Origin of the sequence: Frateuria hangzhouensis, from assembly GCF_026410505.1 — a bacterium.
Classification (GTDB): domain Bacteria; phylum Pseudomonadota; class Gammaproteobacteria; order Xanthomonadales; family Rhodanobacteraceae; genus Frateuria_A; species Frateuria_A hangzhouensis.
Genome location: NZ_JAPMIU010000027.1, coordinates 1 through 13,926, shown reverse-complemented (window position 1 = coordinate 13,926; position 13,926 = coordinate 1). Strand labels below are relative to the sequence as shown.

The following is a 13,926-nucleotide window of genomic DNA, read 5'->3' as shown; positions in this document are numbered from 1 at the left end:
CCAAGGCTTGCGGGGAATCCGGCTGAGACGTGGTGAAGAAAACCCATCCCCTCCCCCGATGAGCGCCAAGGCAAGCCCCGCCCCCTCACCCCAACCCTCTCCCCGAAGGGGAGAGGGAGCCAAGTCGCGCCACTGCCAGAACCCACAACACGCAATATCCTCAGGCCGCCGACGCCCGCTGGAACTGCGCTTCTTCGGTCGACCCCTTGAGCGCCACGGTAGACGACTGACCCTGATGGATCGCCTGCGTCACCTGGTCGAAGTAACCGGTACCCACCTCACGCTGGTGCTTCACCGCAGTGAACCCGCGCTCGGCGGCCGCAAATTCCTTCTCCTGCAACTCCACGAACGCGCTCATCTGCCGGCGCGCGTAACCGTGCGCCAGTTCGAACATGCCGTAGTTCAGGCTGTGGAAGCCGGCCAGGGTGATGAACTGGAATTTGTAGCCCATCGCGCCGAGCTCGCGCTGGAACTTGGCGATGGTCGCGTCGTCCAGGTTCTTGCGCCAGTTGAAGCTGGGCGAGCAGTTGTAGGCCAGCAGCTTGTCCGGGTACTGGCCGCGGACCGCCTCGGCGAAACGGCGCGCATCATCCAGGTTCGGCTTGCTGGTCTCGCACCAGATCAGGTCGGCGTAAGGCGCGTAGGCCAGGCCGCGGCTGATCGCCTGGTCCAGGCCCGGCTTGACGCGGAAGAAGCCCTCGACGGTGCGCTCGCCGGTGAGGAACGGCTTGTCGTTGTCGTCGATGTCGGAGGTGAGCAGGTCGGCCGCGTCGGCGTCGGTGCGCGCCACCAGCAAGGTCGGTACGCCGCAGACGTCGGCGGCCAGGCGCGCGGCCGTCAACTTGTCGACCGCCTCGCGCGTCGGTACCAGCACCTTGCCACCCATGTGGCCGCACTTTTTCACCGAGGCGAGCTGGTCCTCGAAATGCACGCCGGCGGCGCCGGCCTCGATCATCGCCTTCATCAGCTCGAAGGCGTTGAGCACGCCACCGAAGCCGGCCTCGGCGTCGGCCACGATCGGCGCCAGCCAGTCGATCTCGTCGCTGCCTTCGGCGTGGTGCAACTGGTCGGCGCGCAGCAGCGCGTTGTTGATGCGCTTGACCACCTGCGGCACCGAGTTGGCCGGGTAGAGGGACTGGTCGGGGTACATCTCGCCGGCGACGTTGGCGTCGGCGGCGACCTGCCAGCCGGAGAGGTAGATGGCCTTCAGGCCCGCCTTGACCTGTTGCATCGCCTGGTTGCCGGTGAGCGCGCCCAGCGCGTTGACGAAGTCTTCCTTGTGCAGCGAATGCCACAGCTTCTCGGCGCCGTGGTGGGCGAGCGAATGCTCGATCGGCACGGTACCGCGCAGGCGCACCACGTCGTCGGCGGTGTAGTTGCGGCGTACGCCGGCCCAGCGGGGATTGTTGGTCCAGTCCAGGGTGATCTGTTCGGCGGTCGGCAGGGTGGTTTTCATGGGTCTCTTGGCTCCGTGCGGGTGCCCTGTCGGCGCGCCCTTGGGCGCGACTGGCATGGCGGTCGCGCCCAAGGGCGCTCCTACAGAAAGCGGGCGGTCAGGCCAGTTGGGCGTAGGCGGGCAGGGTGAGGAAGGCGCCGAGCTGGTCGGCGTGGGTCAGGTCGGCGAGCAGCCGCGCCGCGTCGTCGGCGCGGTGGGCGCCGGGGTGCGCGCTTTCGCGCAGGCGATGGGTGTGCGCGGCCAGGGCCTGGTCGAACAGCGCCATGTCGATCGGCGCACCGTCGGGGAATTCCAGCGGCACGCAGTCGGAGACGACGTCGCCGGCGTAGTGCAGCCATTGCCACAGCTGCGCGCGGGCGATCTCGGCGGTGGCCGCGTCCTCCATCAGGTGGTGGATCGGCACGCAGCCCAGCCCGTCCAGCCAGGCGGCGATGTAGCGCAGCGCCACCTCGACGTTGTTGTCGAAGCCGGCGCGGGTGATTGTGCCGCAGGGCGCGGCGAGCAGTTGGCAGCGTGAAACCTGCACGTCCTCGCGCAACATCTGGAGCTGGTTGGGGCCGGGCATGTGGCGGTCGAAGATTTCCTGTGCCACGGCCACCAGCGCCGGGTGCGCGACCCAGGTGCCGTCATGGCCGGCGTGCACCTCGCGCAGCTTGTCGGCGCGCACCTTTTCCAGCGCCGCCTCGTTGGCCGCCTCGTCGCCCTTGATCGGGATCTGCGCGGCCATGCCGCCCATGGCGAAGGCGCCGCGGCGGTGGCAGGTCTGGATCAGCAGTTCCGAATAGGCCTTCAGGAACGGCACGGTCATCTGCACCTGGCCGCGCTCGGGCAGCAGCCGGTCGTGGTGGCCGCGCAAGGTCTTCAGGTACGAAAAGATATAGTCCCAGCGGCCGCAGTTGAGCCCGACGATGCGCTCGCGCAAGGCATGCAGGATCTCGTCCATCTGGAACGCCGCTGGCAGCGTCTCGATCAGCACGGTGGCCTTCATGCAACCGCGCGGCAGGTCGAGCTCCGCCTCGGCGTGGGCCATCACGTCGTTCCACAACGCGGCCTCTTCCATCGCCTCCAGCTTGGGCAGGTAGAAGTACGGCCCGCGGTCTTGCGAGTGCAGCGCGCGGGCGTTGTGGAACACGAACAGGCCGAAATCCACCAGCGCCCCGGCCATCGGTTCGCCGTCGACCTCGAAATGGCGCTCCGGCAGGTGCCAGCCGCGCGGGCGCACCACCAGCACCGCGGGATTGGCGGCGAGCTGGTAGTCGCGACCGTCGGGCGAGCGCCAGGCGATGGTGCCCGCGACCGCGTCGATCAGGTTCTGCTGGCCGTCGAGCTGGTTGGCCAGGGTCGGCGTGGAGGAATCCTCGAAGTCGGCCATGAACACCTTCGCGCCGGAATTGAGCGCGTTGATGATCATCTTGCGCTCGACCGGGCCGGTGATCTCCACGCGGCGGTCGCGCAGCGCGGCGGGGATCGGCGCCACCTGCCAGGCGTCCTCGCGGATGGCCCGGGTATCGGCGCGAAAATCCGGCAGCGCGCCGGCATCCCAGGTGGCCTGGCGCTCGGCGCGGGCGTCCAGCAGCTCGCGTCGGCGCGCGTCGAAGCGACGGTGCAGGTCGGCCAGGAAGGCCAGCGCGGATGGGGTGAGCAGGTTGTCGTAGGCGGCGGTGTCGCCGTGGACGGTCAGCGGGCCGGGATCGAGTCGTTCCTGCGGGACGGCCATGCGTGCAGCTCCTTGAGGGGGTGCATCCACGCTAGGCCGGCGGACCTGCCTTTGACAAAGCGAATGTTTCAATCATTACTATTGAGAAAATCAAAGTAGCAGCCAACGCGACGCCATATTCGCCGCTCAGGAGGACAACGGCAGTGAATCGAACGAGTCAGGTACGTCGAGCCGGTGCCCGGAAAGGGTCGGTCGAGGAGCGCGAGGCGGACGAGACCACCGGGCGCTACTACTACAAAGGCAACCGCCACAAGCAACTGCGTGCCTTCGTGAGCATCGTCAAGCTGGGAACGCTCACCCGGGCGGCCGAGGCGCTGTTCCTCTCCCAGCCGACCGTCAGCCTGCAATTGCAGGCCCTGGAGCGTGAACTGGGCGTGCCGTTACTGGAACGACGGCGCCGACGCATCAACCTGACCGACGCCGGCGAGGCGCTGTACGAACTGGCGCGGCCGCTGGTGGAGGGCTGGGACAACCTGGACCGCGATTTCCAGGCGCGTGTGAAAGGCCTCACCGCCGGGCGTCTGACCATCGCCGCCGGCGCCTCGACCATCCAGTACCTGCTGCCCGGGCTGGTGCGCCGCTACCGCGAGGCGTTCCCCGCGGTGCATCTGCAACTGGCCAACGTGACCGGCCGCGACGGTCTGGCGCTGCTGCGCGCGGACGAGGCCGACTTCGCCGTCGGATCGATGCTGGACGTGCCCAACGACATCGCCTGGGCGCCGCTGCGGCAGTACGACCCGATGCTGATCACGCCGCTGGACCACCCGCTGGCGCGCAAGGCGGAGGTGGCGTTGGAGGACCTCTCGCCCTATGGCCTGATCCTGCCGCCGCAACGGCTGTCCACCTACCGGCTGGTCGACCTGGTATTCCAGCAGCGCCAGGTGCCTTACCAGGTGGCCATCGAGGTCGGTGGCTGGGAGGTCATCAAGGAATACGTCGCCTCCGGGCTGGGCATCTCGATCGTCACCGGCATCTGCATCACCGAGGCCGACCGCGCGCGGCTGGCCGTGCGCAACATGAAGCGCTACTTCCCGCAGCGGAGCTACGGTGTGGTGATGCGCAAGGGCAAGTTCCTGAGCCCGGAGGCGCGTGCCTTCGTCGATCTGGTCAAGCCCGGCCTGCTGACCCACCGCGAACACGACGAGCCCGGGCACTCCGGCCGCTGATCCCCTGCCGGAGCGCACCCTGCAGCAGAGCTGCGGCGCGGTGCTTGTTGCGGCAGCGCTGCGGATGCGAGCTATGCGATCCTCAACGGCAGCTACGCATTCCGGGCCCGGCGAGCCGCCCACGCGGGCCACTGATCCTGTAGGAGCGCACCCTGTGCGCGACCGCGAACCCTCCCGGTCGCGCAGGGGGCGCTCCTGCAGCAGAGGCGCGGTCACTCGGTATTGCGGTGCTTGCCGCGGTAGCCGCGGAACAGGCCGCGGATGTGCGCCATGTCGGCGTCCGGGTTGTCGCTGGCGTGTTGCAGCGTGCCCAGGGTGAAGGTCCGGGTCGGGTAATCCAGGCACACCGGCAGGATCGGCACGTCTGCCTCGCGCGCGATGCGCAGGAAACCGCTCTTCCAGTGCGTCACGTGCCTGCGCGTGCCTTCGGGCGTTATCCCTAACCACATGCGCGGATGGTCGGCGAAGCGGCGCACCATCTGCCCGACCACGTTGAGCGCGGCCTTGCGGTTGATGCCGATCATGCCGATCGGCTTGAGGATCAGCCCGAGCGGGCTGTCCAGGACCTCGCGCTTGATCATCACCTTGATGTCCGCGCCCAGCGCGATTTTCATCATCAGACCCCACACGCCGTCCCAGTAGGACGAGTGCGGCGCGCCGATGATGATCAGCTTGGGCACGTCCGGCAGCTCGCCGACCAGCCGCCAGCCGGACAGCCGCAGCAGGCCGCGCATCAGAGCGGGCCAGAACCGGCTGTCGATCCGCGGCGCCTGGGGCGGCAGCGGCGGCAGCAGGGGTTCGCTCATTCGCCGCTCCAGTCGCGCGAGCGCGTCTGCTTGAGCTTGCCGCGTTGCTGCTTGCCGACCAGGCGGCGCTCCTTGGAGGCACGCGTGGGACGGGTGGCCAGGCGCTTCTTCGGCGCCACCAGCGCACCGCGCACGATTTCGACCAGGCGCTCGCGCGCATCGTCGCGGTTGCGCGCCTGCTCGCGGAAGCGGCGCGCCTGGATCACCAGCACGCCCTCGTCGGTCATGCGCCGGTCGCGGCGCGACAGCAGCCGCGCGCGGACCTCCTCCGGCAGCGAAGGCGAACTGGCGACGTCGAAACGCAGCTCGACCGCACTTTCGGTGCGGTTGACGTGCTGCCCGCCGGGACCGTCCGCGCGCAGGAAGCGCTCGGTCAGTTCGGTGTCGGGAAGGGCGAGGTTGCGGCTGATCTGCAGCATGCGCGCAGTTTAGGGGATCGCCGATGGTGGGCTGAAGCCCACCCTACGGATGCCGGGAGGCCCAGTAGGGTGGGCTTCAGCCCACCACCGCCCAGCCGAAACGCTCCAGCACCGCGCCGAACGCGTCATCCAGCGGCGCCTCCAGGCCCATGGGCGCGCCGCTCACTGGGTGCGCGAAGCGCAACCGCCAGGCGTGCAGCAGCATGCGGTGGCAGCCGAAATGCTGCTTGTACAGGCGGTTGTGGTCGCCGCGGCCGTGCTGGCAATCGCCGATGACCGGATGGTGGATGTGTGCCAGGTGTTTGCGGATCTGGCGGAAGCGGCCGGTTTCCGGCTCGGCCAGCACCAGCGCGTAGCGTTGCTGCGGGTAACGGCCCAGCGCGATCGGCACCTCCACCGTGGCCAGCCGCCGGTAGCGCGTGCGGGCCTCGCGGCGCGGGCCGGTCTCGCGCGAGCCGGGCAGCGGGTAGTCGACCAGGCCCTCGTCCGGCTCCGGCCAGCCGCGCACCACCGCCAGGTACTGCTTGTGTACGTGGCGCTCCATGAACTGCTCGCCCAGCGCCGCGGCCACGGCGGCCGATCGCGCCACCAGCAGCACGCCGCTGGTGGCCCGGTCCAGCCGATGCGCCAGGAACAGGTCGCCACCGATCTGCTCGCGCAGCAGGTCGATCAGGAAGGCATCGGCCGGGCCGATCAGTTTCGAGCGATGCACAGGCAGCCCCGCCGGCTTGTTGACCGCGAGCAGCGCGTCGTCCTGGTAGAGAATTTCCAGCATGCCTTGCGCCTGTGGGAGCCCACTTGTGGGCGATGCTTCTGGTTGGGTGGGCGAATGAGCATCGCCCACGAGTGGGCTCCTACGCAGGTCAGCGGCGGGCGCTGGTGAGGAAGGCGATCAGGCCGGCGACGGCGCAGCCCAGAGCAAGCCAGTCGGAACCCTCCGGCCCGCGCGCCAGCCACAGCAGCGTGGCGCAACCGAGCAGGGCCGTGCCGAACAGGCCGCCGAGCAGCGCACGCCGCCGGCGCAGGGCGAGCTCCGCGTGCAGCGCCAGTTCCACCGGGTCCGCCAGGCGCCGCTGCTCGCCGCTGGCCGTCTGGCGCAGTGCATCGCGCACCAGTTCGGGCAGCTGCGGCGCCGCGTGCAGCCACTCGGGCAGCCGCTGGCGCACCGCGCGCAGCGTGCGCCGCGGGCTGTAGCGCTCGCGCAGGATGCGTTTGAGCACCGGGTGAGCCACCGCCCAGATGTCGATGTCCGGATCGAGCATGCGTCCGACGCCTTCGATATTGAGCAGCGTCTTCTGCAGCAGGATCAGCTGCGGCTGCAGGGTCAGCTCGTAGCGCCGCGCGGTCTGGAACAGCTTGACCACCACCTCGGCCAGCGAGATCTGCGACAGCGGGCGCGTGAAGTAGGGCTCGCAGACGGTGCGGATCGCCGCCTCCAGCTCGTCCAGGCGCACTGTCGCGGGCATCCAGCCGGCGGCCACGTGCAATTGCGCGATGCGCGCGTAGTCGCGCTCGAACAGGGCGATGAAATTCTGCGCCAACCAGTACTGATCGGCTTCGGGCAGCGAGCCCATGATGCCGAAATCCAGCGCCACGAAGCGCGGCTCCTGGCGGCGTTCCAGGTCCACCCAGATGTTGCCCGGGTGCGCGTCGGCATGGAAGAAGTTGTCGCGGAACACCTGCTCGTAGAACACCCGCACGCCCTTGGCGGCCAGCGCCTTGCGGTCGATGCCGGCGGCATCGATGGCGGCGATGTCGTCGGCGCTGGCGCCATGCACGCGCTCGAGGGTGAGCACGCGCTCGGCGGTGTGGTCCCAGTCCACGGCCGGCACGTACAGGTCCACGCCGCTTTCGAAGTTGCGCTTGAGCAGGCTGGCGCTGGCGCCTTCGCGCTGCAGGTCCAGCTCGTTCTCGAGCATCTTCTCCACTTCGGCCACGACATCCAGCGGCCGGATCTTGTCGGCGTTGGGATGCCAGCGCTGGGCCAGTTCACCCAGCGAGCGCATCAGCGCCACGTCGCGGGCGATCTTCTGCTCGATGCCCGGTCGCAACACCTTCACCACCACGGCGCGACCGTCGTGCAGGGTGGCCGCGTGCACCTGGGCGATCGAGGCGGAGGCGAGCGGGGTTTCGTCGAATTGGGCGTATAGCCGGCCGATCGGGGCTTTGAGCTCACGCTCGACGATGGCACGCGCCTCGGCGCCGGGGAAGGGCGGCACCTGGTCCTGCAGTTGCGCCAGTTCGTCGGCGATGTCGGCCGGGATCAGGTCGCGGCGGGTCGACAACACCTGCCCGGCCTTGACGAAAATCGGGCCCAGCTCGGTCATCGCCATGCGCAGCCGCGCGCCGCGCGGCAGTTCGCGCGCGCCGGGGCGCGTGCGGGCCAGCAGCGGACGCAGCAGCTTGAGCGGGCGGTACAGGTGCGCTGCATCGACCAGATCGTCCAGCCGCCAGGCCAGCAGCACCGAGGCAGCCCGCAATACGCCGGGCACCACCTTCAGCGGCGTCATGCGCGCGGCCCCATGCGCTGGCGCAGGCGCGCCAGGCGGGCTTCCAGCCGGTCGCCGCGTTCGCGCAGGGCATCCACGCCATCGAGGAAATCGTCCACCTCGCCCATGGCGGGGGTCAGCTGCGCTTCGTCGCGCAGCCAGTCGGCGCCGTCCTCGGTCAGGTGCTCGGCGCTTTCGCGCGCATGGCGCAACGCCTTGGCGATCGCCTGTGCCAGCGGCACGCCGAGCACGTCGCCGAAGCTGCGCGCGAAGGCTTCCTCGAAATCGGGCTGGAAGGTGCTGGCGAGCTTCTCCAGCCGGCGCGCCAGGTCGGCATCGCCGGCGATCTCGACCTTGCCGGGCGAGACGCCTTCGTCACCGCGGCGCAGCGCCATGGCGAGAAGGCTGCCGGGGCTGGCTGCCACGCGCAGCTGGCTGGTGTCCTGCGGCGGGCCGACCTTCAGCCGCTCGCCCTCCACCGTCACGCTGAGCGACAGCTCCGGCCCGCGCAGGTGCAACTGGATGCTGCGGCCGGCCAGCGCGGCCAGCTTCTGCCGGGTATCCGGATCCAGCGAGAGCGTGTGGTTGAGCGCGGTTTCCAGCGCGCGGCCGGCGAGCTTGCGCAGCGGCTGCGGCAGCCAGGCGTTCGGGGCGGAGGCATTCATCCGCCGATTGTAGCGGGCCGGACGCGCGTGATCCTGTAGGAGCCTGCTTGTGGGCGATGCTTTCCCGGAGGTCTTCCGGGGTTCTTCCGCGACGTGGCTCGCCTGCGGCGGGCTTTCGATCGCCTGTCGGCGCTCGAGTCACTTTTCTTTGCGGACCCAAAGAAAAGTAACCAAAAGAAAGGGTCTGTGGAGCGCGGGGTGGGAGAAGGGCTAGGTGCCTTCTTGCTTTGCTTGGCAGGCACCTGCTCATAGAGGAGCTGCCGCCGCTTTGCCGCGGTCGCTCGGGAGCCGCGTGTTTTGCTCCCTCTCCCTCCGGGGAGAGGGCCGGGGTGAGCCGCCGGGGCTCGCGGGATGGTCGGCAAGGACCTTGTGTTGTTTGTCGCTCTTGCGGAGATCAGAGCCAAGGCATCGCCAACAAGTGGCGCCTACAACGGCGCGCCCACGAAGCCCAGTTGGCGCCACGCTTCGTAGACGGCCACGGCCACGGTGTTGGACAGGTTGAGGCTGCGGCTTTCCGGGCGCATCGGCAGGCGCAGGCGCTGTTCGGGCGGGATCGCGTCGAGCACGTCGGCGGGCAGGCCGGCGGTCTCGCAGCCGAACAGCAGCGCGTCGCCGTCGGCATAGCAGGCGTCCACGTGGGCGACGCGGCCGCGGGTGGAAAAGGCGAACACGCGCGGCCGGTCCAGCGCGGCCAGGCACGCGTCGAGATCATCGTGGACCGCGACGCGGGCGTACTCGTGGTAGTCCAGGCCGGCGCGGCGCAGGCGGGCGTCGTCCAGTTCGAAGCCGAGCGGCCGGATCAGGTGCAGCGAGGCGCCGGTATTGGCGCACAGGCGGATGGCGTTGCCGGTGTTCGGCGGGATCTCGGGGCGGAAGAGGATGACATGCAGCATCCGCCCATTATCCGCCGCGCGGGCCAGCGATGGGCCCGGCGTGGCGGAATTCACGCCTCGTCCGTGTGCTCAGCTTTCCTGCCGCGGGCAGACCACGCCGTCCGGCGGCAGCATGCAGGTGCCGGGCACGGCCAGCATCACGCCGAGGGCGGCCTGGTCGCCGGAGCCGGCCAGTTGCACCGGGCCGGGCAGGAACAGCATCGAGGCCATGATCCATCCGCTTACCAGCAGGCAGGCGGCGAACAGGCTGCGCAGCAACAGGGTTTCGAACTTCATGGCGGGGCTCCTTGGGGGCAGATGGGAAGATGTCCTGTGATTACTGTGGCAAGTGCCGTGCCAGCCTTGCAGTGGCAGCAAACCCCTTGATCTGATGACGTTTGTCAGCTGCGGCGGCGCGTGCACCGGTTGTCCGCGGACACCGCCGGTCCGCGGGCGGACACCCGGCGGACAGCAGCCGCTTGTGCTGGCTCGCCCCCGACCGATAGCCTCAGCGCTCATCCGTGAGACAGGAGGTTGCACCGTGGCAAAGCGTTTCCCACCCAAGACCGCGCTGGCGCTGATCGCCGCCAGCCTGTTCGCCCCCGGCATGTTCGTGCCCGGCCTGATGCCGGTCGCGCACGCCGCCGACGCTGTCGCCACGCAGGCTTCGAAGATTCCCGAACTGAAGTACGAGCGCTTCACCCTGCCCAACGGGCTGACCGTGGTGGTGCACGAGGACCACAAGGCGCCGGTGGTGGCGGTGAGCATCTGGTACCACGTGGGCTCGTCCTATGAACCGAAGGGCAAGACCGGCTTCGCGCACCTGTTCGAGCATCTGATGTTCCAGGGCTCGGAGAACCACAAGGACGAGTACTTCAAGCCGTTCGAGCTGGCCGGCGCCACCGACCAGAACGGCACCACCTGGCTGGACCGCACCAACTATTTCGAAACCGTACCCACCACCGCGCTGGACATGGCGCTGTGGATGGAGTCCGACCGCATGGGCCACCTGCTCGGCGCGATCGGCCAGAAGGAACTGGACGAGCAGCGCGGCGTGGTGCAGAACGAGAAGCGCCAGGGCGAGAACCAGCCCTACGGCCGCGTCAGCGAGCTGATCCAGGCCGAGGCGTTTCCGGCCAACCATCCCTACCACCACGACACGATCGGCTCGATGGCCGACTTGAACGCCGCCTCGCTAGCGGACGTCAAGCAATGGTTCAAGGACTACTACGGCGCCGCCAACACAGTGGTGGTGCTGGCCGGCGACATCACCCCGGCGCAGGCGAAGCAGAAGCTGCTCAAGTACTTCGGCGACATCGGCTCCGGCCCGGCCGTGCCGCGCCCGCAGGTGTGGATCGCCCCGCGCGACAAGTCCACCCGCGGCACGATGACCGACAACGTCGCGCAGACGCGCATCTATCGCGAGTGGAACGTGCCCTCGCGCACCGACCTGGAGCTCAACCGGCTGCAACTGGCGGCGGCGGTGCTCGGCGGCGGCAAGACCTCGCGCCTGTACCAGCGGCTGGTCTACCAGGACAAGCTGGCCGACGATGTCTCGGTCGACATCGAGCAGCACGTGCTGGCCAGCCTGTTCCAGCTGCAGGTGGACGTGAAGAAGGGCGCCGACCCGGCCAGGGTCGAGGCCGCGATCGCGGACGAGTGGAAGAAATTCCTCGCCGACGGCCCCACCGCGGACGAACTGGAGCGGGCCAAGACCAGCATGCGCGCCGCCTTCGTGCGCGGCCTGGAGCGGGTCAACACGCAGGCCTCGATCCTCGCCCAGGGCCAGCTGTACCGGCAGGACCCGGGCGCGTACCTGAAGGACTTCGACGCGCTGATGGCGGCCACCCCGGCCAGCGTCAAGGCCTCGGCCAACCAGTGGATCGCCAAGGGCGACTACACGCTCACCGTCGTCCCCGGCAAGGTCGAGGAGACCGACTTCGCCACCGTCGGCGGCCGTCCCGCGCTGCCGGGCAAGCCCGAGCCCAAGCTCTCTGCCAAGGGTGATTACCACACCGTCAAGAGCCCGGTGGACCGCGGCCAGGGCGTACCCGAGGTGACCCAATTCCCCGGCCTGACCTTCCCCGACCTGCAGCACGGCAAGCTCGCCAACGGCATCGAAGTGACCCTGGCCGAGCGCCACGAGGTGCCGGCGGTCCAGATGCAACTGCTGTTCGACGCCGGCTACGCGGCCGACCAGGGCCGCAAGCTCGGCACCTCCAGCTTCACCATGGCGATGCTGGACGAGGGCACCAAGGATCTCGATTCGGTCGAGATCGCCAAGCGCGAACAGCGCCTGGGCGCGGAGATCGGCAGCGGCTGCGGGCTGGATTTCTGCAGTGCCTCGCTGAACGCGCTCAACGACAAACTCGAACCCTCGCTCGCCCTGTTCGCCGACATCCTGCGCAACCCGGCCTTCCGCGCCAACGACGTCAACCGCCTGCGCGGCCAGTGGCTGGCGCGCATCGCGCAGGAGAAGAGCCAGCCGATCGGCATCGCGCTGCGCACGCTGCCGCCGCTGCTTTACGGCGAAGGCCATGCCTATGCGATCCCGTTCACCGGCTCGGGCACGGTGCAGTCGATTACCTCGCTGGACGTCGGCGACATGCGCCGCTTCATGGGCGACTTCATCCGGCCGGACAACGTGCGCATCCTGGTGGCCGGCGACACCACGCTGGACAAGATCATCCCGCAACTGGACAAGGTGTTCGGCGACTGGAAGCCGGGCGCGGGCAAGGCACCGGCCAAGAACCTCGGCCACGTGGCCGCGCCCGACTCCTCGCGCGTCTACCTGATCGACCGCCCCGGCGCGCAGCAGAGTCTGATCCTGGCCGGCGGCCTGGCGCCGTCGACCAAGGTGGACAACAACCTGGCCATCGAGACCATGAACGGCGCCTTCGGCGGCACCTTCACTTCGCGGCTGAACATGAACCTGCGCGAGGACAAGCACTGGGCCTACGGCGCCTACAGCTTCCTGCCCGATGCGCTGGGCCAGCGCCCGTTCCTGATGTACGCGCCGGTGCAGACCGACAAGACCGCGCCGTCGGCCGAGCAGATGCTGACCGAGGCGCGCGGCGTGATCGGCAAGCAGCCGCTGACTGACGCGGAGATCGCCAAGATCAAGGACGGCGACGTGCGCAGCCTGCCGGGTCAGTACCAGACCACCACGGCGGTCATGGGCGCCCTGCAGGACATCGCCCTGTACGACCGTCCGGACAACTGGGTGCAGACCGAGAAGCAACGCATCCAGGCGCTGAAGGACCCGCAGGTGCAGGCGGCGGCCGAGCAGGTGATCCATCCGGACCACCTGACCTGGGTGATCGTGGGCGACCTCAAGAAGATCGAGGCGCCGGTGCGCGCGCTGAACCTGGGCAAGGTGCAGGTGATCGACGCCGACGGCAAGCCGGTGAAGTAACGCGTGCCTTCTCCCCCGGCGCGGCCGGGGGAGAAGGCCGTTGGCCTGCCGTTCCGCTCCCGCCGCGCGCGCAAGGTACGATGGCGCCTTCCCGACCGCTCGCCGGAGCCCTCCATGCGCAAGACCTTCCTGTTGCTCGCCCCCGTCCTCCTGCTCGGCGCCTGCACCTGGGGCATCACCCTGGACCCGGCCGGCAAGCAGGTGCGCACTGCCTGGAACGGCGATGTCTCGCAATGCCGCGACCTGGGCAAGGTCACCGTCTCGGTGATGGACCGCGTCGGCCCGGTCGACCGCAACGGCATCAAGGTGCGCGACGAACTCGAGGTGATGGCGCGCAACGAAGCGGCCAAGATGAACGCCGACACGGTCAAGCCGCTGGCCGAACCCGTCGACGGCTCGCAGGCCTGGGGCGCCTACCAGTGCAACGGCACCCACCCGTCCACCACCACGCCAGCCACCCCCCAGCCCGCCCCCGCCTCGTCGGGCTTGCAGACCTACCCGATCGGCGGCTGAGCCACTGCGGAGCGAGTGAGCCCCAACCCCCCGACACGACTCCCTCTCCCCACCGGGGAGAGGGCTGGGGTGAGGGGCCAAGGCTTGCGGGGAATGCCGTTCGGCCCCAACCGCCCGGCAAAAAAGCCACGCACAGATGAGCTTCCGGGCGAGCCCCGACCCCTCACTCCAACCCTCTCCCCAACGGGGAGAGGGAGCAGGAGCGAGGGCCCCCAACCCGCCGACACGACTCCCTCTCCCCTCTGGGGAGAGGGTTGGGGTGAGGGGCCAAGGCTTGCTGGGAATGCCGTTCGGAGCCGACCGCCGGCAAAAAAGCCACGCACCAGATGAAGCCTCCGGGCGAGCCCCGACCCCTCACCCCAACCCTCTCCCCGGTGGGGAGAGGGAGCAGGAGCGAGCGAACCCCAG

General features: G+C 69.2%; 12 protein-coding genes. 3 read left to right on the top strand and 9 right to left on the bottom strand.

Features of this window, described 5'->3' with window-relative positions; genetic code table 11:
- Window positions 1-160: 160 nt before the first annotated feature.
- Both aceA and aceB read right to left on the bottom strand, forming a co-directional pair.
- Complete coding sequence (gene aceA, locus OSC30_RS16515) at window positions 161-1,456, bottom strand: isocitrate lyase (RefSeq protein WP_267172944.1); 1,296 nt, start codon at window positions 1,454-1,456, stop codon at window positions 161-163.
- A 97-nt stretch (window positions 1,457-1,553) separates the two neighbouring features.
- Window positions 1,554-3,173 carry a malate synthase A gene (gene aceB / locus OSC30_RS16510; protein ID WP_267172943.1) on the bottom strand — a complete coding sequence of 540 codons (1,620 nt, stop codon included), beginning with the start codon at window positions 3,171-3,173 and terminating at the stop codon, window positions 1,554-1,556.
- Between the two features lie 257 nt (window positions 3,174-3,430).
- Here aceB and OSC30_RS16505 point away from each other — a divergent pair, with 257 nt between their 5' ends.
- Window positions 3,431-4,339: a LysR family transcriptional regulator gene (locus OSC30_RS16505; RefSeq protein WP_425474763.1), complete on the top strand. Its 909-nt coding sequence runs from the start codon at window positions 3,431-3,433 to the stop codon at window positions 4,337-4,339.
- 212 nt (window positions 4,340-4,551) lie between these two features.
- On the opposite strand, the gene OSC30_RS16500 is transcribed toward OSC30_RS16505, so the two are convergent.
- The 7 genes from OSC30_RS16500 to OSC30_RS16470 all read right to left on the bottom strand — a co-directional run bounded on the left by OSC30_RS16500 (window position 4,552) and on the right by OSC30_RS16470 (window position 9,887).
- Window positions 4,552-5,145, bottom strand: a complete 594-nt coding sequence (locus OSC30_RS16500; protein ID WP_267172941.1) for a 1-acyl-sn-glycerol-3-phosphate acyltransferase — start codon at window positions 5,143-5,145, stop codon at window positions 4,552-4,554.
- Window positions 5,142-5,564, bottom strand: coding sequence for an alternative ribosome rescue aminoacyl-tRNA hydrolase ArfB (gene arfB / locus OSC30_RS16495; protein WP_267172940.1), 423 nt, complete (start codon window positions 5,562-5,564; stop codon window positions 5,142-5,144). Before arfB ends, OSC30_RS16500 begins: the two co-directional genes overlap by 4 nt.
- 76 nt (window positions 5,565-5,640) lie before the next feature.
- A complete protein-coding gene (locus OSC30_RS16490) occupies window positions 5,641-6,339 on the bottom strand; it encodes a pseudouridine synthase (RefSeq protein WP_267172939.1) in 699 nt (232 codons plus the stop codon).
- An 88-nt stretch (window positions 6,340-6,427) separates the two neighbouring features.
- Entirely contained in the window at window positions 6,428-8,074 is a 1,647-nt protein-coding gene (gene ubiB / locus OSC30_RS16485) for a ubiquinone biosynthesis regulatory protein kinase UbiB (protein ID WP_267172938.1), read from the bottom strand.
- Window positions 8,071-8,718: a ubiquinone biosynthesis accessory factor UbiJ gene (locus OSC30_RS16480; RefSeq protein WP_267172937.1), complete on the bottom strand. Its 648-nt coding sequence runs from the start codon at window positions 8,716-8,718 to the stop codon at window positions 8,071-8,073. Before OSC30_RS16480 ends, ubiB begins: the two co-directional genes overlap by 4 nt.
- A 425-nt stretch (window positions 8,719-9,143) precedes the next feature.
- The gene (trmL, locus tag OSC30_RS16475; RefSeq protein ID WP_267172946.1) at window positions 9,144-9,611 is read right to left on the bottom strand and encodes a tRNA (uridine(34)/cytosine(34)/5-carboxymethylaminomethyluridine(34)-2'-O)-methyltransferase TrmL; all 468 of its coding nucleotides are present in this window, start codon (window positions 9,609-9,611) and stop codon (window positions 9,144-9,146) included.
- Between the two features lie 69 nt (window positions 9,612-9,680).
- Window positions 9,681-9,887, bottom strand: a complete 207-nt coding sequence (locus OSC30_RS16470) for a hypothetical protein (RefSeq protein ID WP_267172936.1) — start codon at window positions 9,885-9,887, stop codon at window positions 9,681-9,683.
- 310 nt (window positions 9,888-10,197) lie between these two features.
- Here OSC30_RS16470 and OSC30_RS16465 point away from each other — a divergent pair, with 310 nt between their 5' ends.
- Together OSC30_RS16465 and OSC30_RS16460 are read left to right on the top strand one after the other, a co-directional pair.
- Entirely contained in the window at window positions 10,198-13,005 is a 2,808-nt protein-coding gene (locus OSC30_RS16465; RefSeq protein WP_425474762.1) for a M16 family metallopeptidase, read from the top strand.
- A gap of 114 nt (window positions 13,006-13,119) precedes the next feature.
- Window positions 13,120-13,518, top strand: coding sequence for a DUF4156 domain-containing protein (locus OSC30_RS16460; RefSeq protein ID WP_267172935.1), 399 nt, complete (start codon window positions 13,120-13,122; stop codon window positions 13,516-13,518).
- Window positions 13,519-13,926 lie beyond the last annotated feature (408 nt).

Coding starts and splice junctions, on each gene's coding strand:
- aceA (WP_267172944.1), bottom strand. CDS start 1,456: ATGAAAACCACCCTGCCGACCGCCGAACAGATCACCCTGGACTGGACC.
- aceB (WP_267172943.1), bottom strand. CDS start 3,173: ATGGCCGTCCCGCAGGAACGACTCGATCCCGGCCCGCTGACCGTCCAC.
- OSC30_RS16500 (WP_267172941.1), bottom strand. CDS start 5,145: ATGAGCGAACCCCTGCTGCCGCCGCTGCCGCCCCAGGCGCCGCGGATC.
- arfB (WP_267172940.1), bottom strand. CDS start 5,564: ATGCTGCAGATCAGCCGCAACCTCGCCCTTCCCGACACCGAACTGACC.
- OSC30_RS16490 (WP_267172939.1), bottom strand. CDS start 6,339: ATGCTGGAAATTCTCTACCAGGACGACGCGCTGCTCGCGGTCAACAAG.
- ubiB (WP_267172938.1), bottom strand. CDS start 8,074: ATGACGCCGCTGAAGGTGGTGCCCGGCGTATTGCGGGCTGCCTCGGTG.
- OSC30_RS16480 (WP_267172937.1), bottom strand. CDS start 8,718: ATGAATGCCTCCGCCCCGAACGCCTGGCTGCCGCAGCCGCTGCGCAAG.
- trmL (WP_267172946.1), bottom strand. CDS start 9,611: ATGCTGCATGTCATCCTCTTCCGCCCCGAGATCCCGCCGAACACCGGC.
- OSC30_RS16470 (WP_267172936.1), bottom strand. CDS start 9,887: ATGAAGTTCGAAACCCTGTTGCTGCGCAGCCTGTTCGCCGCCTGCCTG.
- OSC30_RS16465 (WP_425474762.1), top strand. CDS start 10,198: ATGTTCGTGCCCGGCCTGATGCCGGTCGCGCACGCCGCCGACGCTGTC.
- OSC30_RS16460 (WP_267172935.1), top strand. CDS start 13,120: ATGCGCAAGACCTTCCTGTTGCTCGCCCCCGTCCTCCTGCTCGGCGCC.